The organism is Chloroherpetonaceae bacterium, assembly GCA_033763895.1.
In the GTDB taxonomy this organism is placed as follows: Bacteria; Bacteroidota; Chlorobiia; order Chlorobiales; family Thermochlorobacteraceae; genus JANRJQ01.
Genome location: JANRJQ010000004.1, coordinates 688,978 through 713,855 on the forward strand (window position 1 = coordinate 688,978; position 24,878 = coordinate 713,855).

The 24,878-nt window shown below is 43.8% G+C and carries 15 protein-coding genes; 4 read left to right on the forward strand and 11 right to left on the reverse strand.

Annotated elements, in window-relative coordinates:
• Window positions 1-28 precede the first annotated feature (28 nt).
• The 3 genes from nifJ to SFU91_03705 all read left to right on the forward strand — a co-directional run bounded on the left by nifJ (window position 29) and on the right by SFU91_03705 (window position 5,207).
• A complete protein-coding gene (gene nifJ, locus SFU91_03695) occupies window positions 29-3,619 on the forward strand; it encodes a pyruvate:ferredoxin (flavodoxin) oxidoreductase (protein MDX2128118.1) in 3,591 nt (1,196 codons plus the stop codon).
• Between the two features lie 89 nt (window positions 3,620-3,708).
• Entirely contained in the window at window positions 3,709-4,389 is a 681-nt protein-coding gene (locus SFU91_03700; GenBank protein MDX2128119.1) for a CPBP family intramembrane glutamic endopeptidase, read from the forward strand.
• 14 nt (window positions 4,390-4,403) lie between these two features.
• Window positions 4,404-5,207 carry a transposase gene (locus SFU91_03705; protein MDX2128120.1) on the forward strand — a complete coding sequence of 268 codons (804 nt, stop codon included), beginning with the start codon at window positions 4,404-4,406 and terminating at the stop codon, window positions 5,205-5,207.
• Window positions 5,208-5,264: 57 nt separating this feature from the next.
• Here the strand turns inward: SFU91_03705 and SFU91_03710 are convergent, their stop codons facing one another.
• The 9 genes from SFU91_03710 to SFU91_03750 all read right to left on the reverse strand — a co-directional run bounded on the left by SFU91_03710 (window position 5,265) and on the right by SFU91_03750 (window position 14,437).
• A complete protein-coding gene (locus SFU91_03710; protein MDX2128121.1) occupies window positions 5,265-5,807 on the reverse strand; it encodes a WG repeat-containing protein in 543 nt (180 codons plus the stop codon).
• A gap of 53 nt (window positions 5,808-5,860) precedes the next feature.
• Entirely contained in the window at window positions 5,861-6,874 is a 1,014-nt protein-coding gene (gene plsX, locus SFU91_03715; GenBank protein ID MDX2128122.1) for a phosphate acyltransferase PlsX, read from the reverse strand.
• Window positions 6,875-7,065: 191 nt separating this feature from the next.
• The gene (gene rpmF, locus SFU91_03720) at window positions 7,066-7,278 is read right to left on the reverse strand and encodes a 50S ribosomal protein L32 (protein ID MDX2128123.1); all 213 of its coding nucleotides are present in this window, start codon (window positions 7,276-7,278) and stop codon (window positions 7,066-7,068) included.
• Window positions 7,279-7,398: 120 nt separating this feature from the next.
• A complete protein-coding gene (locus SFU91_03725) occupies window positions 7,399-8,085 on the reverse strand; it encodes a DUF177 domain-containing protein (GenBank protein MDX2128124.1) in 687 nt (228 codons plus the stop codon).
• A gap of 346 nt (window positions 8,086-8,431) precedes the next feature.
• Window positions 8,432-9,145: a DNA-binding domain-containing protein gene (locus tag SFU91_03730; protein MDX2128125.1), complete on the reverse strand. Its 714-nt coding sequence runs from the start codon at window positions 9,143-9,145 to the stop codon at window positions 8,432-8,434.
• Window positions 9,146-9,739: 594 nt separating this feature from the next.
• The gene (locus tag SFU91_03735; protein ID MDX2128126.1) at window positions 9,740-10,207 is read right to left on the reverse strand and encodes a PEGA domain-containing protein; all 468 of its coding nucleotides are present in this window, start codon (window positions 10,205-10,207) and stop codon (window positions 9,740-9,742) included.
• A 309-nt stretch (window positions 10,208-10,516) separates the two neighbouring features.
• Entirely contained in the window at window positions 10,517-10,933 is a 417-nt protein-coding gene (locus SFU91_03740) for a hypothetical protein (protein MDX2128127.1), read from the reverse strand.
• Window positions 10,934-11,018: 85 nt separating this feature from the next.
• Window positions 11,019-13,925: an excinuclease ABC subunit UvrA gene (gene uvrA, locus SFU91_03745; protein MDX2128128.1), complete on the reverse strand. Its 2,907-nt coding sequence runs from the start codon at window positions 13,923-13,925 to the stop codon at window positions 11,019-11,021.
• Window positions 13,926-14,065: 140 nt separating this feature from the next.
• On the reverse strand, window positions 14,066-14,437 hold the full coding sequence (locus SFU91_03750; protein ID MDX2128129.1) for a hypothetical protein: 372 nt from the start codon (window positions 14,435-14,437) through the stop codon (window positions 14,066-14,068).
• A gap of 78 nt (window positions 14,438-14,515) precedes the next feature.
• On the opposite strand from SFU91_03750, the gene SFU91_03755 reads away from it, so the two are divergent.
• The gene (locus SFU91_03755; GenBank protein MDX2128130.1) at window positions 14,516-15,490 is read left to right on the forward strand and encodes a sugar phosphate nucleotidyltransferase; all 975 of its coding nucleotides are present in this window, start codon (window positions 14,516-14,518) and stop codon (window positions 15,488-15,490) included.
• Window positions 15,491-15,550: 60 nt separating this feature from the next.
• Here the strand turns inward: SFU91_03755 and SFU91_03760 are convergent, their stop codons facing one another.
• The gene (locus SFU91_03760; protein ID MDX2128131.1) at window positions 15,551-21,964 is read right to left on the reverse strand and encodes an Hpt domain-containing protein; all 6,414 of its coding nucleotides are present in this window, start codon (window positions 21,962-21,964) and stop codon (window positions 15,551-15,553) included.
• Window positions 21,965-22,017: 53 nt separating this feature from the next.
• The gene (locus SFU91_03765; protein MDX2128132.1) at window positions 22,018-24,657 is read right to left on the reverse strand and encodes a methyl-accepting chemotaxis protein; all 2,640 of its coding nucleotides are present in this window, start codon (window positions 24,655-24,657) and stop codon (window positions 22,018-22,020) included.
• Window positions 24,658-24,878 lie beyond the last annotated feature (221 nt).

Here is a 24,878-nt window from a genome sequence, read left to right on the forward strand (position 1 = left end):
TTTTTCATTTATCTGTAAGGAGTTCAACATGTCTGCATTACTCGACCCTGTTGCAAAAGACTTAAGTTTTAAAACGATGGACGGTAACGAAGCGGTTTCACACATCGCCTACCGCACCAACGAAGTTATCGCCATTTATCCGATTACGCCCGCCTCTGCGATGGGTGAACTCTCCGATGAATGGGCAAGCAAAGAAATCGTGAATGTTTGGGGCACGGTTCCCAGTGTGGTTGAAATGCAATCCGAAGGCGGCGCAGCGGGCGCTGTTCACGGGGCATTACAAACCGGTTCACTCACGACCACATTTACGGCATCCCAAGGGCTATTGCTGATGATTCCAAACATGTATAAAATTGCCGGCGAACTCTCACCCTTCGTTTTGCATGTTGCCGCACGCTCTTTAGCTACGCAAGCCCTTTCCATTTTTGGCGATCATAGCGATGTCATGTCGGTTCGCTCAACAGGCTTTGCGATGCTCTCTTCAAGCTCAGTGCAAGAAGCTCATGATTTTGCCTTGATTGCTCAAGTGGCCACACTAAAATCTCGCGTGCCAATTTTGCACTTCTTTGATGGCTTCCGCACCTCGCACGAGATTCAAAAAATTTCGGTTATTTCGGATGACATCATCCGTCAGATGCTGCCTGAGTCACTCATTCGCACCCATCGCGAGCGGCGACTTGCTCCCGAGCATCCGGTGATTCGCGGTACGGCGCAAAATCCCGATGTCTATTTCCAAGGCCGCGAAACCGCAAATCCTTTTTATGCTGCCGCTTCCGACATCATTCAAAAAACAATGAATGAATTTGCTGACCTCACCGGGCGCAGCTATCATATTTTCAACTACTTCGGGGCACTCGATGCCGAGCATATTATTATCATGATGGGCTCCGGTAACGAAACCGTCCGCGAGACCATCGCTGTTCTTAACAAGCAAGGGGAAAAGTATGGGCTTGTGACTTCGCATCTCTATCGCCCGTTTGATGTCAAAAAGTTTGTGGAATCTTTGCCCGCCACAACTAAAACGATTGCCGTGCTTGACCGTACCAAAGAACCCGGCAGCACCGGCGAGCCGCTTTATCTTGATGTCATTAGCGCTCTTTATGAAGGGATGCAAAATGAATACGGGAAAATTCGCCGGATGCCGAAAGTCGTTGGCGGCCGCTATGGCCTTTCTTCAAAAGAATTCACACCTGCAATGGTAAAAGGGGTTTATGAAAATCTGAAATCCGTTCAACCCAAAAATCACTTTACGATTGGCATCAACGACGATGTCTCGCATACCAGCCTTCCTTATGATGCCTCATTTTCAACTGAACCCGATACGGTTGTCCGCGCTCTCTTTTTTGGATTAGGCGCCGATGGAACCGTGGGAGCCAATAAAAATTCGATTAAGATTATCGGTGAAAACACCGATCTCTACGCGCAGGGCTACTTTGTCTACGACTCAAAGAAATCAGGGTCAATGACAATTTCTCACCTGCGATTTGGCAGCTCGCCAATTCAATCGACTTATTTGGTAAGCCGCGCTAATTTTCTTGCATGCCATCAATGGGTTTTTCTTGATCGCTATGACATGCTCAAATTGCTCGTCAAAGGCGGCACTTTCCTCTTGAATTCTGCTTACTCGGCTGAAGAGGTTTGGGATAAATTGCCCGCCAAAGTTCAAGAAGCCTTGATTGAAAAAGAAGCGAAGTTTTATGTGATTGATGCCTATAAAGTGGCGCGAGATAACGGAATGACCGGCAGAATCAATACGGTGATGCAAACCTGTTTCTTTGCCATTTCAGGAGCATTACCCAAAGACGAGGCAATCCATCAAATCAAAGATTCGATTAAAAAAACCTATCAAAAAAAGGGGGATGCTGTCGTGGCAAAAAATATTGCAGCGGTTGATGACACCTTGGCACATTTATATCAAGTGGCTATCAAAAAGGAAATCACCAGCAATATTCCAATGCGACACGCCGTTACAGAAGACGCACCCGATTTTGTTTGCGATGTACTTGGGAACATCATCAGCGGCTTAGGCGATGATTTGCCTGTAAGCGTCTTTCCTGTTGACGGGACTTATCCTGTTGGCACAGCTCGTTATGAAAAACGCAACCTTGCCGAAAACATCCCGGTGTGGGATATGGATCTCTGCATTCAATGCGGCAAGTGCTCAATGATTTGCCCGCACGCCGCCATCCGCGTTAAAGTCTATGAACCTGAACTGGTGGCCAATGCGCCTGAAACCTTCAAATCTACGGCCGGAAAAGACCGCTCGTGGCAAGGGCTGAATTATACCATTCAAGTCGCACCTGAAGATTGCACCGGCTGTACGCTTTGCGTGGATATTTGCCCCGCGAAGAGCAAAACCGACCCCAATCATCATGCCTTGAATATGTCGCCTCAGGCAGCCCTTTTGGAAGCTGAAAAGAAAAACTGGTCTTACTTCCTAAACTTACCCGAGTATGACCGCCGCAAAATCAATGTGAGTGCCATTAAACAACAGCAGTTGCAAGAGCCGCTCTTTGAATTCTCCGGTGCTTGTTCCGGCTGTGGCGAAACACCATATCTGAAACTTCTTACACAACTCTTTGGCGACCGTGCCGTTGTGGCCAACGCCACCGGCTGCTCTTCCATTTTTGGTGGAAATTTACCCACCACACCGTGGAGCAAAAATGCACAAGGCTTAGGGCCGGCGTGGGCAAATTCGCTCTTCGAAGACAATGCGGAGTTTGGTTTCGGATTCCGTGTTTCGATTGATAAACAAGAAGATCGTGCGAAATATCTCTTAAGAAGCATTGCCTCAGAAATTGGAGATGATCTAGCAACAGCCATTCTCAACGCTTCGCAAAAAACCGAAGCCGAAATTTATGATCAACGCACCCGTGTGGACATTTTGAAAGAGAAGCTTGCTGTTTCAACTACACCGAATGCCATTGAACTTCGATTCCTTGCCGATATGCTCGTGAAGAAATCGGTTTGGATTGTCGGCGGCGACGGCTGGGCGTATGACATCGGCTACGGCGGGCTTGATCATGTTCTTGCAAGCGGCAAGAATGTCAATATTCTTGTGCTTGATACCGAAGTCTATTCCAACACCGGCGGTCAAGCCTCGAAAGCTACACCGCGCAGCGCGGTCGCGAAATTTGCTTCTGGCGGGAAACCCGGCCGAAAGAAAGATTTGGGGCTGATTGCAATGACGTATGAAAATGTGTATGTCGCCTCGGTAGCAATGGGCGCCCGCGATGAACATACGCTTAAGGCCTTCTTGGAAGCTGAGCAATATGAAGGGGTTTCGATAATCATTGCTTATTCGCATTGCATCGCGCACGGAATGGAAATGTCGGAGTCGCTCGGGCATCAAAAAGCAATTGTTGATTCTGGTCAATGGCTGCTTTATCGCTACAACCCCGATTTCATCGCAAAAGGTGAAAACCCGTTGAAGTTGGATAGCAAACCGCCGAAGATACAAGCGTCGGATTTCTTGCATCTTGAAAACCGCTTTAATGCGCTTGAAAAATTGAACCCGAAGGAGGCCGAGCATCTCTTCAAAGAGGTTCAGAACGATATAACCGTTCGGTATCAATTGTACGAATTCTTGGCATCACGAAAACCAACACCATTGGGATAAGCATTTTTTTCTTTTTTGATTTGCCTCTGCGGCCTTTTGGGGCTGTGGGGGCTTTTTTTTTGAGAACACATTTTAAATTGCATTTCATTATGTCTGGTTTATCAATTTTCACCTCCGAAACCGCCGCCGACCGCCGCTTAAAATATTCCCTCGAATTGATGCTCACGGTTTGGGTATTGGGGTTCATCGGCCACTTCACTCCGTTGAAAGAATGGCCTGCATTGTTTTTATATGTGCTTGGCGCAATTGGGCTTGCGTTTTATGTCGCTCGATTGGAAGGCTCTTGGAAACCGTCATTTATCACTTCCGAAAACTTCGGTGAAGTTCTAAAATGGAGTCTTTCAATTGGCTTCTTTCTTTTTGCGATGGATATTGTGAACACCTTCTTTTATCTCAAGCGAGGCGGTGCACCGATGGGGCAAATGGAAGAAATCCTTGTCGGGATGAATTTTCTTTATCTCTTTCCAATTCTCATCATTGGTGAAGAATTTTTGTGGCGAGGCCTGATGCTTTCGTCATTACTTGAGCGGGGCATGAATAAGCATTGGGCAATTTTACTGACAACCTTATTATTTGTGGTCAATCATTTTGCGGTTGCGCCGGTTGGGTTTAAGGAGCGAGGAATGCTGGCAATGATGGCCTTACCCTTGGGAATCATCAACGGCTATGTGATCGCAAAAACGAAGAATGTATGGGCAGGCGTTCTGATTCACGGCATTTCGATGCTGGCAATGGTCATTGACATTTTTGTGATTCCAAGGTTGGTGTAAAAAAATTGTACGGGATGGATAAATTTCGTAACAAATACCGGATTCCTTCAGCGCGTGCCTCTTGGTGGGATTATGGCAATCATGCCGCCTATTTTATCACCATTTGCACGCACAATAGGGTTCATCATTTTGGGGAAATTGTTCCTATTCATCCATCACCGAATAATTTTGTTGCGAATCGTGAATATCAGTTAGCAAAACGATTCATACAAAAGGAATTGAATCTAACCCCGGCAGGTAAGGTTGCTGAAAAATTCTGGGCCGAAATTCCTCACCAATTTCCCTATGCGGCTTTAGGGGCGTTTGTTGTGATGCCTAATCATATTCACGGAATAATCATTATCAATAATCCGAATAAACCCCATCCACCAAAACCCAACGGTGAAACCACGGAATTTGATGGGAATGGGGATACCGTTGTTAACGCCAATATCGTTGATGACGCGGATATTGTTGATGACGCCAATATCGTTGATAACGCGGATATTGTAGAGACGCGATTAATCGCGTCTCTACGGGACGAAACCCCTGACGATAACGCAAACAATAACGGGAACAAAATATCCGGCGGGATTACCGGCGATAAAAATCCAATGAATCATGATAATTTATCCCGAATCATCCGATGGTATAAAGGCCGGTGTTCATTTGAAATCCGAAAAATCAATCCTGATTTTCAATGGCAATCGCGTTTTCACGATCATATTATTCGTAACCCAAAGGAATACACACGCATCCATCATTATATCATCGCCAACCCCTTGAATTGGGAAAATGATTCTTTTTATCAATCAGACAATCCATTCACCCGCAAATAACCTTTTTTTTAAATAGGTGAAAAATCAATATTCATTAGGTGTTGTGGGTGCCTTGATTTAATCCAGCAAATTCCCTTTCGGGTCGATTTCAACCGTTGTCACCATTGTCTTCCCGTTAAAATCTTGTTTCAATTGAACTTTGGCGCGTCCGTGGTCGAATTCGCTTGCGATTTGAAACTTCGGTTCAATCGCGACCTTTCCCGTGGTATCGATATAGCCCCACAAGTCGCCCAATTTCACCGCGGCAAGTCCTTCCGAAAAATCACGCGCATCCACAAATTCGCTTTGAATTGCAACGCGGCCAGTGGCATCGATGTAAATAAACGGGTCATTTTGATTTCGCCTCACGCGGCCTCGGCCACTTGAAAACTTTCCTGCCTCAAAGTAAATCGGTTGAACCACTGTATTTCCGTTACTATCCATATAGCCGTATTTACCGCTTTCCTTCTCTTTCATCAAGACAAGGTACTCCGCAACCGCCGGTTTATCGGATTTTTGATTCTCCTTTTTACCGCAACTTACGATAAAGAGAACAGTTAGGGAGAAAATTAATAGAGTAAACAGGGAAGCCCTTTTCGGGTCTCGAATGTTTTGCAGCATATGTCAATGTTGTTTTGTTGATAGGGGGAAGATAAAGAGTTTCCGTTTAATAATTAAACTTTCTCTTTCCTTAATGCTTCGGCAATTTTTTTGGTGACTTCCAAGTTCACCACTTCCTCGGCACGAAAGATCATGTTCATAATTCCTCGTGGTGAAGATTTTCCGTGCGAAATCAGCGAAACTCCGTTCAGCCCTAAAAGCGGAACGCCTCCAAATTCATTCGGATCCCAAGTGCGAAACATTGCGCGTAGCGGCTGGCGCATGAGGCCAATCAAGAGTTTATTGAAGAGGCTCTTTTTAGCAAATTCCGCGAATCGCGCCTTGAGGAATTTCGGAACGCTTTCGCCAAATTTGAGCACAATGTTCCCGACAAAGCCGTCGCAAAGAATAATCTCTGCGGAGCCCATCAAAATGTCGCGCCCTTCGATATTTCCCACAAAATTGATTTTTCCTTTTTCAGAGGCTTCCTTTAACAAGCCGTAGGTTTCTTGAATCAAATCCGTTCCCTTTGTTTCTTCTTCGCCGATATTCAATAAACCCACACGCGGCGCCGGGTTGCCATAGACGAGTTTCTGATAAATGCTGCCCATTTCGGCATATTGCAATAGGTGTTCGGGTTTGCTATCAACATTCGCACCGGCATCGAAAATCATCATATTCTTCGCTTCACTTGGGAAAGGCGTTCCGATGGTTGGCCGCAAGACGCCTTGGCTTCGACCCAAAATGAAGAGTGAACAGGCCATTTGTGCGCCCGTGTTCCCACAACTGACAAAAGCATCTCCATTTCCTTCTTTGCAAAGCGTGAGACCTCGAACCATTGAGGAATCTTTCTTTTGCTTCATTGCAAGTGCCGGTGAATCCGACATTGTAATGACCTCGGAAGCGTGAACCACTGTAAGTTTTTCGTTCGAATATCCATTCTCTTGGAGAAGTGGCCGAAGCTTTGCCTCATCTCCAACAAGCAAAACTTCAAAGCGATTCGATGCGGCACGGAGCGCCATTAATGCCCCTTGCACTTCATTCTTCGGCGCAAAGTCGCCTCCCATTGCATCCAAGACAATTTTCATACTTGTGGTTTTCGCTTGATGGTTAAAGCCGCCGCATTTTGAAATGACTTCAAAAGGGCTTCACATTTTTTTGAATCAAGGCGCAAAGTTATAAAAGCCGCTCAATAAAAAAAGCTCAATACCCGAGGGTATTGAGCTTTTTGGTCGAATACGTTGCGCCATTTGGGGTTAAAACCCACAAAAGTTAAACCTTACTTGGTTTCTTTATTGACCTTGCTCTTATCCATTACCACTTGGCCTTTGTAGTAAAGCTTATCGCCAACCCAATGCGCATGATGCGGACGGTGTGCTTCACCGGTTGCGCTATCAACGGCGAGCGCCGGTGCAACACTGTGCTTGGCATTAAATTGGGCGCGGCGTTTATCGCGGCGAGATGCCGACATGCGGCGTTTCGGATTTGGCATTGTTTCCTCTTTTAGTTTTAGTTATGAATAATCTTTTGCTGCTTTTCAGTTTGCGTTGACCATCGATTTCTCAATCATGAAATCACGACACCCAACTTTTCGTCACTTAAATCTTCTCTCTTAATTCTTTTTTAACTGTTTTAAGGCTTTTAACCATTCGCTTTCAACGGCGGCTTCACGATTGCGGTCTTGCAATTCCTTACGCCATTTTTCTGACTCTTCGTAGCGGCAGTCCGGTATGATAAATTCTTCTGCTTCTTCAATCTCTTCATCGTCTGCTTCCGGGTCTTCGGCCAAAACTTTCGGGCAGACATTTCGCATCGGTATCGAAAGCAGCAGGGCTTCACGGACATCCCTTGTCAAGTCAATTTCCGAATCGTTCTTTTTCATCAAGCGAACATCATCGGCAATCGATTCTTCCTCTTTGGTCAGTTTGGCGTCTTGATGCAAGAGAATCGCAACAGAACATTCACTGTAGAGCGGTCTTTGAATTGGTGAAAGGCATCGATTGCACGGAACACATCCCTCGGCCTCTACCCAAACTTCAGCGAAAATGGCATCCTGCATTTTCGATAACGCCACCGAAACGAAAATTTCGCCCGGAAAGGCTTCTTCTGAGATTTCTTGATCTCCGAATTCGACGGCTTTGAGCACAAATTCATAAGTATGCTTGCCAAGGCTTAGGCCGGTGATTTTGATTTTCACTAACGGCGGAAAAGATTGAACTTCCTTTGGCACGCGGGCATCTCCGCTATGTTTCTCAGAACTCTTCTCCTTTTCTCTCTCGCTATCTCTCTCTTGTTTCATCGCTTCACGCCACCCGTCTGAATCGTTCTTTTCTCAACATCGATTGGAGAAAAGAGCCGCAAATATACAAGAAACACGGGTATTTGAAAATAGATTTTTTTTGTTTCTCGCCCTTCCTCTTGCTCACCTCAAGGCTTTCCCGCGTTGTTTTTAAGGCAAAAGTGACTTTTTCAGAAGGCTTCGGAAAAGTGTTTTTAAGCTTAAAACAAAAAATTTATAGGCATAAAACAAATTGTTTTAAGGTTAAAAACAAAATGTTTTTAACTTAAAAATAGCTTTAGAATAGCCTTTTTTCTGCTTTTGGAAGCCTTGATTTTTGGTTGACTTTGAGGCTTTGCAGCGCCCTTTAAGGCAAATTGTTGGGGAGCAAGACTTGCAAGGGTTTGACCATTGTTCCTGTGCGAATTGCTTTTGCTTTGGTGTAGGCACGCCGCACCTCGAGCCAATACTTTCCGGGCTTGAGCGCAGGAATTTGAAAGATGAGTTTCGATTCGGTGCGTGTGGCAACAGTGGTTGCTTTCGTTTCGGTGTTGGATTCACTGATGAAGAAGATTCCCTCCTCTGCGTTCTTTGGATCAAACTTCAACCGTTTTCCTCTGATTTTCCCAATTTCTTTAGGCGTAAGAATTTGGTTTTGAGATTCTGAGGCGATATCAAGAAATTCTAAAATTTCTGGTGCCGCCGGCGCTTGGGATTCCTTTTCTGCCGTGAGGGTTTCCATTTTGCTATAAAGCAGCTTTCCGGCAGAAAGGGTTGCTTTCACTTTATGCCGCTTTGCATTGAATCGATCAGTGCTTCTATCGAACACCCCTGAAACTCCCACGCGAATATTGACGAGCGGAAGGTTCACAAAATTCCCATCTGCCACAACTTCTGTGACCACATGAAAAAATAAATCCAATACCGCCTTTGCATCCGCTTCGGAGACCATTGTTCCGTAGGATTTCATTTCACGGATAATTTTTTCAGTGTTATAGACATGATTGGGACGAACTCGTGCAATGAATTCCTTGCGTTTACGCGAGACGTGATTGAACTGTAAGTTGTATTTGACCGGCATTGCTGTGAGTAATTTCTACTGAAGAATTAACGGTTGATACCCTTTTGTGAAGAGAACCCTCGCCCTCGTAGGGTCTTCATTTTGTAACTGTTGAATTACAGAGAGGGCATCAGATAAATTCAATGTGATTCCTTCGAAGTCTCTTCGATTTACAATGGTGGAAAAGAACTGCTGCGAAACGAGTTTGTTAAAAAAAATGCCGCACCATCTCAAAAGTGCGGCATCCCTCCAATAAAACGCACTGACCAACCACATTCAGTGCATTTTTCCTACATAACATATACCAATAGAAAACACCGAAATATAAAAAGCGAACCGAATTCTTGTCAAGTCCTTTTTTCTATTTTTGTTTCATTGGTGGGAACAAAAAAAATGCCGCACTTTTTACAAGTGCGGCATCTCCTCCACCATCCGCGCATTGACACCCAGCAATCAATGCGCTTCCCTATGCCTTATGCCAGTAGTTACCCTACAATGAAATATAAAAAGAGAAACAAATTCTTGTCAAGTCCTTTTTTTAATTCAGATCGTGTAATGAATAAAAAAATCAACAGGTCTGAAGTGGAAAAGCCGCCTTTTCTGATCAATTTTTCTTTATTTCGCTTTTTCTAACTGACCAATCTTTTTCCAGCCGGGCTCAGTTTTCAAAACGATTGAAATGTAAAGATCGGCATCGGGGATTGCCCCAATCTCTTCCTTTTTCATTTCTGCATTAATGATATTCGGCTCAAGGGAATACATCGCGCCGGTGATGGCATCAATCGCAAGCCCAATCAATCCTCCAAACAGAATATTTCCCCAAACCCATCCGTTGCTTGAAGTTGTAAGAACAACTTCATAAGGTAAAAATCCCGCGAGATCGAGTTTAATTTTATGTTCGTCTTTTCGTTTTAATTTTACTTTTGCGGGTGTTTTGGCGAGTATCACATTATTAACCGTAATCGAAGCTCCGCTCGGTGTGCTTGAAATTGCAATGTCTTGCGAGCTTCCACTCATTATCGACGCACAGCCGGTGAAAGTCAAAAACACAGTTGCCGCTGTAAGAATAACAATCGATTTCATTTTTTCTCCTTTATTTTAGTGCCCAAATTTTCAACTTCGAGCAGGGGCACTTGTTAACTACCCGATAGTCGTTTTTGATTTTCTCCCAATCGCATTGAACTCTTTGACCAAAGTTCTGACAATACTAACGAGTGAATTGAATACCGATGAATTGAAACTTTTGGAGAGTTTGGGCAGATTGTGAGAGAACATTTTTAAAAATACTAAGTGGTTTCGGGGGGAACAAATACCATATAGAAATTTAATATTGGCAAGAATTGATGGGGGATTTTCAAGTATCACATCAACATGTATTTCCTTATGAATATTTCAATTCGGCTTTTTGGCGGAGAGGAAATAACCGAAATAAGCCATTGGAAAGTAGGCGACAGCAAGGTCAAGGATGGTAAACCACAACGGAGAGGGCAACACGGCCACATTGAATGCGCCTCCCGCAAAGAACAATGCGCCGATACCAATGGCCAAATAAAGCGTGACTTTCTCGCCAAATTTCCCAACGATAAATCCACCCACCAGCGAACCCACTGCGTGCGCTAAAAAGGGAAAAAGAAAATGCTGCGGCCCCATTTGACTCATCACGGCTTTTAAGCCTTCCATTGTTGTGGTGTCGCCGCCTGCCGGAGAGGGAATCAATACACCACCCAATAAAATCAATGCCATATTCGCGATGCTGCCCAAGACAAAGGCAAGAATGAAAACGAGGGCGTTTTTAAGGATGATGTTCATAATTTTTCGGTTTTTAACTATTGAAAATTCTTTTCATTTTCTCTTTACTAAAACTTACAGTTAGAAGGAAAGTATGCCAAAAGTATTAGTCTTGCGTTTGCTTTTCCGATTGTTCTAATTCGCTCTTGAGAAATTTCCCGGTAATTGATTTTTCCTCCAAAGCAACCTGTTCGGGTGTACCTGCAATGACAATCTCACCACCGCCTGCACCGCCTTCAGGGCCTAAGTCGATTATCCAATCTGCTTGTTTAATAACATCCAAATTATGCTCAATCACAACCACCGTGTTTCCTTTTTCAACAAGGCGTTGCAAAACATCGAGCAAGAGCTGAATATCTTGAAAATGGAGACCGGTTGTAGGCTCATCTAAAATATACAGTGTTTTACCTGTTTGAATTTTCGCGAGTTCGGTTGAAAGTTTCACGCGTTGTGCTTCACCGCCGGAGAGGGTGGTTGACGATTGCCCGAGCCTTAAATAGCCAAGTCCAACACTTTCCATTGTTGAAAGAATTCGGCGGATTCGTGGGAAATCTTGAAAGAAATTGGCGGCCTCTTCGATGGTCATATCCAACACATCGGCAATGGATTTGCCTTTATAATGCACTTGCATCGTTTCGCGGTTGTAGCGTTTTCCTTTGCAAACATCACAGAGGACATAGACATCCGGAAGGAAGTTCATTTCGATTTTCTTCATTCCATCGCCTTCGCACACTTCGCAGCGGCCACCGGCGACATTAAAACTAAATCGCCCAGCTTTATACCCACGAATTTGCGCTTCTGGCAAAGTGGCAAAGAAATCGCGAATGAGAGTAAAAACGCCCACATAGGTTGAGGGATTTGAGCGCGGCGTTCGGCCAATCGCCGATTGATCAATATCAATGACTTTATCGATTTCCTTTAATCCTTCTATCCCTTTGTGAGGCAAGGTGAGCATTCGGGAGCGGTAGAAGTGATTGGCCAAAATTGGGTAAAGCGTTTCATTGATGAGCGAGGATTTCCCACTTCCGCTGACACCCGTTACGGCAATAAGCTTCCCAAGCGGCACTTCGAGAGTCACATTTTTCAGGTTGTGACCGGTGCACCCCTTCAGTATAATTTTCTTTCCATTTCCTTCACGCCTTGAGAGTGGCACATCAATCCGTCGTGTGCCATTGAGATAGCCGATGGTTGATGATTTCTTTTCTCCGATTTCAGCAAGGGTTTGCATTGTACCAAGAGCCACCACTTCGCCGCCGTGTTCTCCGGCGCCCGGGCCCATATCGATGATATGATCGGCATAAAGCATTGTTTCTTTATCGTGCTCCACAACGAGAACACTATTACCAAGGTCGCGAAGGTCAAGCAATGAACGAATGAGTTTGATGTTATCGCGCTGATGAAGGCCGATAGATGGCTCATCTAAAATATAAAGCACACCCGTTAGTTGAGAGCCCAACTGTGATGCCAAGCGAATTCGCTGTGCTTCACCGCCCGAAAGGGTTGCTGCAGAGCGTGAAAGGGAAAGGTAACCGAGCCCGACATTGAGCAGGAATCCAAGCCTTTTGGTGATTTCAGCAATAATTGGCTCAGCAATGGTTTTCTCTGTTCCCGAAATTGTTTCGGGAAGCGATTCAAAAAATTCCTTGGCTTCACCAATGGAATAGTCAGAAATTTCAGAAATATTTTTCCCTTTGATTTTCACAAAGAGGCTTTCTTTGCGAAGCCTTGCCCCGCCGCACTCCGGGCAAGCTTCTTTTTGCATAAAGCCTTCTGCCCACTCGCGGACACTGGTGGATTGGGTTGTAGTATGAATTTGACGGACATAGTCAATCATGCCTTTCCACTCTTGTGGGTACTTAAATTCTCTTGCGCCGTAATTGTAAGTAACATCAATCGATTCCTTCGCCCCTTTCATCAGAATATCATAAACCGATTTGGGCAAATCTTCAATTGGGGTGTCAATGGCAAACTTATATTTTTTTGACAAGGCTTTGATCAATTGCCAAGTATTGTCTCGCCCTTCTTTGCCGAGCGGAGCCAATGCACCATTGGCAATGGTTTTGGTTAAATCGGGAATGATGAGCGATTCCGAAAGTTCCATTACTTCGCCCAAGCCTTCGCAGCGAGGGCAAGCACCATAGGGCGAGTTAAAACTGAAATTGTTTGGGGCTAAATCTTGCAGGGAGCTAGAGCCATCGGAATAAGCAAAATTTTTGCTGAAGTAGAGATCTTTATTTTCAAGTTCTCCTAAAGTCTCGCAGATGATTGACGCTTTATTTTCGGAGAGTTTCATCGTCAAGGTGATTGCATCTTTCAACCTATCTTTGATATCGGGAGCAATAATGAAGCGATCAACAACCAGCGCGATGTCGTGGATTTTATACCTATCGACCTTCAGTCCTTTCTTAAGTTCCACTGTTTCGCTATCGATTCTCACCCTTGTGAAGCCGCGCTTCATCACATCTTCAAAAAGCTCGCGGTAGTGTCCTTTTCTTCCCGAAACAAGCGGGGCTAAGAGTTGAACTTTAGTGCCTTTTGTCAAAGAAAGAATCGCGGAGAGAATATCTGCTTCACTTTGCTTTTCAAGTTTCCGGCCGGTTTTGGGGTCGTAACGGGTTCCGGCACGGGCATACAAGAGCCTCATGAAATCATAGATTTCAGTAATTGTTCCAACTGTTGAACGCGGCGAACGGGAAGTGGTTTTTTGTTCAATCGAAATCACGGGTGAAAGTCCATCGATATACTCGACATCGGGGCGTTCGATTGCGCCGACGAATTGTTTAGCGTACGACGAAAGTGTTTCCATAAACCGCCGTTGCCCTTCGGCATAGATGGTATCAAAGGCGAGGCTTGATTTCCCAGACCCCGAAAGCCCGGTAATTACCACCAATTTGTTTCTTGGGATTTCAACACTGACATTTTTCAGGTTGTGCACTTTTGCCCCGCGCACAATAATGTTTTCCATTTCAGTGGTTGAGCTTTCTATTTCCTTTTGATGACTAAATTCAGGCATTCAATTTGCAATTAGCTGATTGATTTCGGGAGAGACCGTTAAAACGATTAAACCGCGTAATATACACGTTGCGTTTCAAACCATTTTTTATCCTTTTCCTTTTCTAATTTCATTCGTCAATTCATTCCTCAATTCATTCTTTACTCCATTTTTGAGAAGAGCGGCATTGCGATGATTTCCGCGGGGTGGAGTTTGAATTTGATTCCACGTTTTGATTCAAATTTATCGCGATACCTCGTTTCAAGGGCATGAATAAATCGAGATGCCTTTTCTCTCATTTTCTCAACTGAGCTTTCGCCTCTGATCCACTTTTTGCGTTCAATCATAAGTTCATATTGAAGATGAATCAACGCATCGCGCCTTGGCGTTGCGGTTTTGATCTCAATTTCTTTTGGTTTTCGGTTTGAGCCTTTTGCTTTTTTGTTTGTCGCCTTCCTTTTCTGACTTCTTTTTTGTTCTTCCATCTTGGAATTCCCTTCATCGTTTTGGCGAACGGTTGATGATTTCCTCACATTGTGGCTTCGGTTTTTTTCTTAATTTGAAGTTCAATGTTCATTTTCGCGCAATGCGCACAATTCTCTTTATTTTTTATGAAAGCAATTATTCCTGTTGCCGGAGTTGGAAGCCGGCTTCGCCCTCATACTTATACATTACCAAAAGTTCTGTTAAATGTCGCCGGAAAGCCGATCATCGGACATATTATCGATAAAATCATTGAAGAAGGTATTCGAGAAGCAGTAGTGATTGTCGGTTATTTAGGCGATATGATTCAAGATTACCTGACACAAAATTACGACATCAAATTTACTTTTATTGAGCAAGAAGAGCGACAAGGGCTTGGCCACGCCATTTGGATGACGCGTGAGCATCTTGGAAATGATCCTGTCTTTATCATTTTAGGCGATACAATTTTTGAGGTTGAACTCTCCTCGGTGTTTAAGCGAGAGCATTCTTCATTGGGTGTTAAAGAAGTAGAGGATCCCCGTCGATTTGGCGTGGCCGAAGTACAGGACGGCTTCGTTAAAAAACTTGTCGAAAAGCCTGAAGTTCCAATTTCAAACCTTGCGATTGTTGGACTTTATTATATCAAGAATCCGAATCTCCTGATTGAAACGCTTCAGCATAACATTGATCGTAATATTCGCACCAAAGGTGAAATTCAATTAACGGATGCCTTGCAACTGATGATTGAACGGGGGGAGAAATTTTCCACCTTCCCTGTTAGTGGCTGGTACGACTGTGGCAAGCCGGATACTTTGCTTTACACTAACGAAAAGCTTTTGAATCATAAGCCGCGGCATCGTGAGTTTTTTGGTTGCATCGTGAACCCGCCGGTTTACATTGCAGAGGATGCCGTTATCACCAATTCAATTATTGGTCCTTATGCAACAATTGCCAGCAAAGCGATGGTGAAGGATTCAATGATTCAGAATTCGATTATTGGTGAAAACGCGAAAGTTGAGGGGCTATTGATGAAGCAATCGATTGTTGGCAACAATGCAACCATTGTCGGTAATTTCAGAAGAGTGAATGTGGGCGATTCCTCAGAGGTGGATTACCGTTAACAGCGAAAGAATAGAATGAAAAAGGTCGGATTGTTCCGACCTTTTTTTTACCGATTGTGTTTAGGCGATATAATTTTCGATCGTTTCAATAAGTTGCTGCGGGTCGAAGGGTTTATTGAGGAATGAATTCGCTCCCAATTCAAGACCGGTACGGCGGTGTTTATCGCCGGCACGAGCAGAGACGATGATGATGGGAATATCTTTGTATTCGGGCATTTTTCGAATTTCCGAGACCAATTCGAAGCCGTTCATACGAGGCATTTCGAGGTCGGTAATAATAATATCGGCGGGTGTTTTCGGAAGGCGTGTAAGCGCATTGAGCCCGTCATCGCAGGAAACGACATCAATCCCGGCTTGAGTAAGAACGGACGAGGCATATTTGCGTACGGAGGGTGAGTCGTCGGCATGCAGCACCAAGATGCGTTCGCCTTTTCTCTTTTTGCGTACCACTTGCGGTGTATCCGGTTCTACTTCAACCGGTGCAGTTTCAACAGAAACACCCACATCTGCACGTGCGGCTTCAGACTTGAGGAGATACTCCATATCTAAAATGATAACCACTTGACCATCGCCCAAAATGGTAGAACCAATAACGCCCTTAACATTTCGAAGATGTTTGCCGAGTGACTTAACAACGATTTCTTCTTTATTTCCAAGCTTTTCAACAGCAATCGCAAATTTACCCACATCTTCAATTTCCACGACGACCACAGCAACTTTTGCCTTAAACTGCATCGCATCTGAGGAATCACCTAAGATGGCGTTGAGATAGCGAAGTTCAATTTGGTCCCCACGAAGGTTAATCCATTTTTTTCCATCCTCATCCGTTTCAACGGTTTCGGTTAAAACGAACGCAGTCTCTGTGACAATTTCAAGCGGAATGGCATAAGTAAGATTCATTGCACCTACCAAAAGCGCTTGACCGATTGCAAGCGTAAGGGGCAGTGAAATCATAAATTTAGTTCCCTTTCCTTCAACAGAATCGATATGCACACTGCCTTTTAATTTTCTGATGGTATTGGCAACGACATCAAGCCCGACGCCCCGTCCTTGAAGTTCGGTAATTTTATCTGCCGTGCTAAATCCAGCTTTGAAAATGAGCGCGGAGGCTTCGGCGGTTGACATCCGGTCGGCTTCTTCCTGTGTAATAATTCCTTGCTTTAAGGCCTTTGCTTTTACTTTAGCCACTTTAATTCCGCCGCCATCATCTTCAATTTCAAGAATAAATCGGCTTCCTTTTTGGTAGGCACGCATTGATAAATTTCCCATCGGGTCTTTACCGTTATCGAGCCGGACTTCTGGCGTTTCAATTCCGTGGCCAATGGCATTACGGACGATGTGCATCACGGGCTCGATAACTTCTTCCATCACGTTTTTATCGAGCTTTGTTTCTTCGCCTTCCGTTGTGAAGTTGAGTTCCTTTCCTTCTGTTTTAGCGATATCGCGAACGGAACGGTTGAAGCGCGTAAACATTTGCTTGACGGGCACCATACGCATCGTCACAACTTCGCGGTTGAAGTCGTTGGCAAGTGTGGTAACCTTTGCAATATTTTGGTTAAATGTGGATGTGATATCGCGAAGGTCTGAAATCGAGTCGTCTAAGTTGAGCATTGTCGATTTCAAATCGCGATTAATGATATCCATATCACTAAATCGATCGAACTCTGTATCAGAGAACTCTCTAAGCACTTCGCTGCTGAAAGCTTGGGCTTTTTCAAGTTCCTTGCTTTCATTTGACTTCTGAATCATCGTATTGACCTTTTTTGCAACTTGGGTAAGTTGCGTACGGTCTTTAATCACACGATTGATAAACTTTTGGAGTGTGTGCAATTCATTATTCAACCGGTTACGTGAAATAACCAATTCTGCAGAGAGGTTCACGAGCGAGTTCAGCGATTTGATATCGATACGAACGGTTTGTTCTGCCGCAATCGCCGGTCGTTTTCCTTGACCACCTTCGGCTTCTTGCCCTTGGCTTTGCAAGGTTTCTGAACCTGATTTTTTTAATTCAGTAATATTGATAGGCGTAGTAATCTTTCCTACTGTTTTCAACTGCTCCGTGTAGTTCCCAAGTGCTTTTACAAACGGAGCTTGCTTGCCCCCTGAATCACCGCCGGTCTCGCGAAAATCTTTAAGCAATGTTGCAATCATATCGCTGCAAGGCAGGAGCAGGTCGATAACTTCACGAGAAACTTTCAAATTTCTATCGCGCATCACTTGCAAGCAATCCTCCATATGATGCCCAAGTTCGCTGATATTCTTAAGACCCACCATTGCTGCAGAGCCTTTCAGGGTGTGTGAACTGCGCAAGACACGATTGACCAATTCAGGCTGTTCGGTACCAATCAGCTTATCCAATTCTAAAACATCCTGACTTAGCTTTTCGAGGTATTCTTTGGCTTCATCTAAAAAGATCTGTTGGATTTCATCGGGAACAAATTTTTTGGCAGGAGCCTGTGCTACTTCTTTTTGGGCACTTGTTGCTACTGAAATTTTACCGCTCTTTTGCAATTCTTGAGTGTAACCAGCAAGAACTTGGGTAATTTCATCGAGATGATCGAAATCATCTTTTCCTGTTTCTTTGAATTCATTCACCATAAAGGTGAGCGCATCGGTGGCCTGAAACAAGGCATCCAAAAGAACTTTCTGAGCCGGAAGATTTCCATCGCGAACCACTTGCAAGCAGTCTTCCATTTTGTGGCCAAGTGTTGCAATATTTTTAAGTCCAACCATCGCAGCAGAGCCTTTCAAGGTGTGAGACCCTCTCATAATACGGTGGACCAAATCGGTTTGAACCGTCTCTGCGACTTTATCCAACGCGAGCAAGTCTTCATTCAGCTTTTCGAGATATTCTTTTGCTTCTTCCAAAAATATCTGCTGGATTTCGTCAGGAACGAAATTTGTATTGCGTTCTCTTTTTTCCGGTTGTGGATTTAGGCTGGAGAGAATCGCATCCTTAATGGCATTGAGTTCGATATTCTCATCCGAAAGGTCGGAGAGTTGGATGTCGGCATTTAGTGTACTAAAATCCAATCCGTTATTTTGAACCGGCGCCGTTTCTTGTTCAAGTTCGGTGGTAGTAAAATTTAAATCCGGTTCATTGGTATCAAAGGATAACTCGGTTTCGGGTAAAAGGTCGCTAACTGGATCTAAACCAGAAAGAATTTCTTCTTGTTTTGGACTTTCCTTTTCTGAAGCTGTCTCGATTTCGGGATTCCCTAAAAGCTCATCATCAGTTTCTTTTAAGAGAAATCCTTCATCAAAATCAAGCACTAAATCCTCGCCCATTGCCAAATCTTCAGCATTCGATTCGGTGGATTTATCAGAGAGTTTACTGATTGATTTCAATTCATTTCTTTGTTTTGTATCGGTTTGCTCTTGAGACAGCGGGGCTTGTTCGGCAATGTCATCAAAAAGCATATCTTCATTTGAAAGCAACGAATCTGCAAATGCATCGTTTGTCAGCTGAGTTTCCGTGGAAAGAAGAGGCAAATCTTCCAGCATTTCATCTTGAATTTCAGGCATCGATTCAAGGGGAGATTCCTCTAATACTTCTGTTGTTTCAAAAGAAAGTTCATCTTTCTCAGCAAATGAGAGTGATGGAGTTTCACTGAGTTCGTAAGTTAAATCAAATGCAGGCAAGGAGTTTTGTTGTTCCCACTCGTTTTGCAAACTTGATTCGCTTTCTTGATTCGAGTCTTTAGCGAGTAGATTTTCTTCGGGTGTGCTCAGTGTAAATACATCATCCTCGGGCAATAGCAAATCGGCACCCAATGAATCAACACCAAGATTTTGGTCACTTTGCTCCGGCGTTGCTTTTGAAAGAAGCGATGAAAGGGGGTCTTTTGATTTTGATTCGCTTGGTTGATCAAGCGCAGAATCACTTAAGGTTAGTGAAGAATCATCGAGAATAAAGTTGTCATCAATCCCAAAAAGCTCGTCATTTGCTTGGCTTAGTTCAGATATCGTTTCAGATTCAGGACTTTGATGGAGCCGTTCATCATCGGGATTTGGTTTTTCGGTAGAGAGCGATTCCTCAGGTTCTGAAACAGTTCCCTTCGACGGCATTTTTTTTACGGTGAGAATATCATCATCATAATCATCAAAGTCAAGATGATTGCTTTGAGGAGGTTGAATTGCAATTGGTGCAGTTTCAACGACCATCTCATCTGATTCATCGGTGAGGTTTGGCAAATTGTCATCAGATTCAGGAGTTGCGATAAAATCACCTATACTGAAACCGGTTTCTTCCAATTCTGAATCGGCAACTTCATTTTTTGCATAAAACGCCAGTAACTCACCCGAAAGCATCACACCCAGTTCTTCGGCAGGCTTCGCAAGCGATACCGGCGATTGGCCTTTGCTTTTTGCAGTTATAAATAATTCGTAGAGTGCTTTTGTTCCACGGTAGGGTTCTTCCTCGAGCGTGTTAAGCAGATTGTCATCCTCTTGAAGGTTTTGCAAATAATCAATGGCCTTCAATCCATACTGTGAGCGAGGAATTCTTGATTGCGATTTTCGAATCGCCTCTTTGAGGATTGCCGAATATTGAAGATCTGAATATGCTTTCGCTTGAGGCGAAGGAGGGACATCATCTCTGAGAAAAATATTATCCGTTGTCAGAAGCATAGAGGTATTATCCGAAGGCGTATCGCTTTGAGTTTCTTCAAGCGGCTTTCCTTCAAAGTCATCTTCAAAGATGTTGGTTAATTCCGGTAACGAACTTAATGAAGATGTGTTCTCGTCACTTTCTTTTTGAAGTTGAGATGGCTCATTCAAGAGAGATGTATGAAGCGGTTCTGCTATTTGATTTGAACTTTGATCAACTACATCTAAACTTTCGGTGAGGTCACCCAACGAAATCAATGGTAAATCATCCGCTTTTTCTTCGAGCGAAGCGGTGTTATGACTAAACGCTTCAATCACTGAATCCACCTCAAATGACTCAGTGAGATTTAAATCATCGAGTGGTGGTAGTTCAACTGGCTCATGCAACTCGCTCAATGGCTCAAGGATTTTAATTTCCTCGCTTGTTTGTGCCATAAATTCTTGCTGAACCGCTCGTAACAACCGAGTCACCCATTCGCTTTTTCTAATTTCTAATTGATCAAGTGTCGCCTTCTTCAGCCAAGATTCTCCTAAATAATCACCGAAGAGGGAAAATTCCCCGATACCGGATTCAGCAATAGCGGTGAGGACATCACTCGCTTTTAGCATTGTATTCACGAACGATTTCGCAGCAGCACTTTCAGAGGGTAATTGTGAAGCGACTTGCTCCAGCATTGCTTTTGCGAATTGCGCATAGTTTTGCTCTGACGGTTCTGTTGAAAGCGTGGAATTCGATTCGAGGTCAAAGGTTAAGTCATCTAAATCAAATGTAGGTAAAGCCTCAACAGATTCTTTCAGTGGTTCGGTATGGCTTAAAACTTCTAAGGCTGACTCGGTTTCGCTGAGCGATGTGAAATCGGGTAATGAAACGCCTTGCGGAAATAGGATGGATTCAATTTGAAGTTTCGTCGCGGAGTGGTCGAGTACAGATTCGAAAATTGAGATAAGATGAGCGCTCACTTGTTCAGTCAATTCTCGTGAAATCGAAGCCCGTGATACGCCTTCGTTTGAATGGAGGAAATCAATGAAATCTAAAATGCCATCAATAAATTGAAACTGCTTTAGGTATTGATAAAGGCTTTCTGCACTGCCTACCTTTTGCCCTTGTCGAAACACCTCTGCGATTATATCCGATTTATTCTTCTTTAAGCAAATATGATCAATGGTTTCAGCAATCACGACATACAAATCGTGGAAAGTCGGTGCTTGCAAAATCTCAGGCTGCTTTAAGACGGGCGCTTTTACAGCAGGTTGTGGAATATCATCATAAGTACCGTTCGTTCCGTTTTCAAATAATTCAGCGAGAGAGAACCCAAAGGGTTCGGGTGGGCGAAAATTTGTTACGATTGGTTCAATCGGTTTTAAGGCCGGTATTTCAAAGGAATCTGCTTCTTCTACAACCGGCTCCGTTTTCCGAAGTGTTTCACTGACATAATCGTCAAGTCGCAATAAGGCTGTTGAATTCTGATAAACTCCTGAAAGAATCTCATTTATATATTCAGCCGTTGATTCTAAATTTTCGGTGAGTGTTTGATAGACTGCCGGTGAAGATTCGGTTACAAATTCTTCTTGAAGTTTATCACGAGTAGCCCTAAGGAATTGCAATAAATCTGAAAATTCACTTAAATCAATGAGTTCAAGGTCACTTACCGGATTTTGACTTGATGAAAGTTTGGAGAGAAACTCGAGAATAATGGAATTGTTTTGGGTATTGTAATAACGGCGAAGTTCGCGAATTCGCTCACCAATATCGGAGATAAAAAGCCGAAGTGTTTCATTTGCCAAGGCATAAGGCTGAGCAGTCGCAGTTTTCTTGACTGCTTTTTCGCCTCGCACCGGTAATGTCCCTAATCCAAAATATCCCATTCCTTTTTATCTCTAAATTTCAAGATTAGCCGTGTTTTTCAAAAAGACGGCAGTTACTTCAAGTTTGGAATATCATCTTCCAAAAATAAATCATCGGCGGTTTGAAGCGGAGGAAGGTTCGAATCATCTCCCGCTGAAGCACCGGAAGATTTAAATACACCGTCGCTTACCCCTTGATTTGCCGCCTGACGCATCATTTCAAGCGGAGACTCTCCAATCTTTTCTTGCGTTAGGCGAGATTGAGGAATTCTAAACCGAGCCACAGATCGAGAGAGCTGCTGAGTAATAGAATTGAGCCGCATCGCAAGTTGAGCGGATTGTTTTGACCCTAAAAGCGATTGCTTTGCAATCTGAGATACTTCCGCCATTGCGCTCACAACCCCCGATGAAGCAATATCTTGCTGTTTAGCTGCCAAGGAGATTTCTTGAATCAATTCTGTCGATTGATTGACCACGTTTCGAATTTCTTCAAGGGCCTTTTGCGCGGAGTCTGCAAGTTTTGTCCCACGTTCCACTTCAAGCGTTCCGCGTTCCATTGCTGACACAGCGTCTTGCGTTTCCGATTGAATCGTTTGCACCAGCTGAGAGATATCGTTAGTTGCTTTTCCGGAGCGTTCTGCAAGTTCGCGAACCTGATCGGCAACGACAGCGAAACCGCGCCCGGCTTCACCGGCTCGTGCAGCTTCGATTGTCGCATTTAGCGCCAAAAGGTTTGTTTGGTTTGCAATGTCTTCGATGGTTTGAACAATCTTGGAAATTTCGAGTGATGATTCCCCAAGTGATTTAATTTTTTGTGCTGAATCTTGCACGGTTGTACGAATGCGTCTCATCCCTTCGATGGTTTCCACAACGGTATTACCCCCCGTTTGTGCCACTTGCACAGCACGCTGAGCGGCTTCTGCTGCAGAGTCAGCGTTCATCGCAACCTGCCGAATAGACGCCGCCATTTCTTCTACGGCCGCCGACGCGTTCGCAACCTGAACTGACTGCTCTTCTGCCCCACGCGACATTTGTTCCGTTGAAGATAAAATTTCCGATGCTGCTTCACGCACTTGCTCCGCGGCCGTTTGAACTTCCGAGATTAGATTTCCAAGGTCATCGACCATCAGGTTAAATGAATCGGCCAATGCTCCTAAGGCACCCTCGGTCACAATTGCTCGCTGAGTAAAGTCACCTTCTGCGGAGTTCGACACAACGATAAGCAAATCCGTTAGCTGCTTTTGCATCGCATCTCGCTCAGTTTCTGTTTCGATCAGGGCCGAAAGACGTCGAATCATTTCGTTGAATTGCTCAGAGATTTCTTCGAATTCATCACCAGACGAAATGTTTGACCTTGCGTTAAAGTCTCCTGCCAAAACGCTTTTCATCAAATTCTTGATGTCTTCAAGTGAAGCAGAAATTCGATTGGTTTGGCGACGTGCAAAGGAGTAACTCACAAAGGCCGCTGAGCCAATTACAATAAGAAACAATATGGCGGCATAAAGCATCAGGGCTTTGTAGCTTTGAGATTCTTCTTCGATCGCTTTATTGAAAAACTCATAATCGCTTGCCACCATTAAAGTTCCGATCGAGCTTCCAAGACTATTTTTAATTCCAACGTATTGTGAAAATGCTTTCTGCATCACATTGGTACTTGCACCGCGGGAGAAATATTCCTTTTCTGAGCCAAGTTTATTCCAAATTTCTTCAGGAATTCTAAATCCTTCTGCGGCAGCATTATTTTCCGCGGTTTCAGAAGTAATAATGCGCATATCGTCAACCGTAATACCTGCTTTTGAAATATCTTCAGGAACAATTTGATGATACTCGCTGAGTACATATTTCGGATTTCGGTTCAATAATTTTGCTGCAATCGCGCAGCCAACGATTTGCCCCTCGATATTTCGAATAGGTTGAACCGTGCTTAGCATTAACCCTCGGTCATCTTTGGTGACTTGACCTTGTAAGGCTGTTGCATCAATTTTTGCTTGGTCGGCCAAAGTGTTTTTTTGAGGCGTTGTTACACCCGGAATCATGTTTTCGTTAATGACCAGCTCAGTGCTTAAAAGTTCAGAGGGATATAATTCGAAAGAAGTTGTTGTTCTTCCATTTTGAAGCGAAGTTTCTACAAGCTTTAACATTGCAACGGCGCCCTTTGTTGTCCTTGAATAATCAATTCGGAAGACATCGTCGCCGTAACGGGTAGAATCCGTTGCTCGTAAAACCACATTTCCATTTTTATCTAAAAGCGTAAACATACTTAAACCATAAGTGGTCATCGCTTTACGCATTTGAGCATATAAAAAATCTTTTGCTGATTTTCCGCGAGGACTTGAGACCTCTTCTTTTGGCGCGGTTTTTTGTGCTTTCTTATCTTTTGTATCAGCAGGATTCAAAGCATTTTGTTTTGGTGAAACAATGAGGGCGTAATAATCATTGCTGATTTCGCTAGCAACATTTTCTTGTATGGATTGCAATTTTTGTGTTACAATATTCTGTAGAACTCGTGAGTGTTCTTGAAGTCGGCCCTGACTCTGACGATCTGTTTCGCGGCTTGATTGATCAACAAGCAGCCCTGCGAAGTAAAGCATCACAAGAACCAAAAGCAATCCTCCAACAAAGGCAGGGATTGTGGCTGCAAGAATAAAATCGCGAGTGAGTTTTTTTCCTACACCCGATTTTACTGAAAGATCTGTTGTTGTATTTTCTGCCATACCGGTTTCAATCGATAAAGTTCAAACGAGACGAATTAAAATGGGAAACCCATTTCTACTTTGCTTCCACTGTATTCCTTTGATTTCTCAAGTGAATCCACGCTTTAGGGTTATTCATTCTTGCAAAATTAATGAAAAGACGGTCATCAATTTGACTTTCTTTTCAACATTAAAATTGAGCGAAGCATCACATAAATGGTAAAAACCCTTGTAAACAAAGC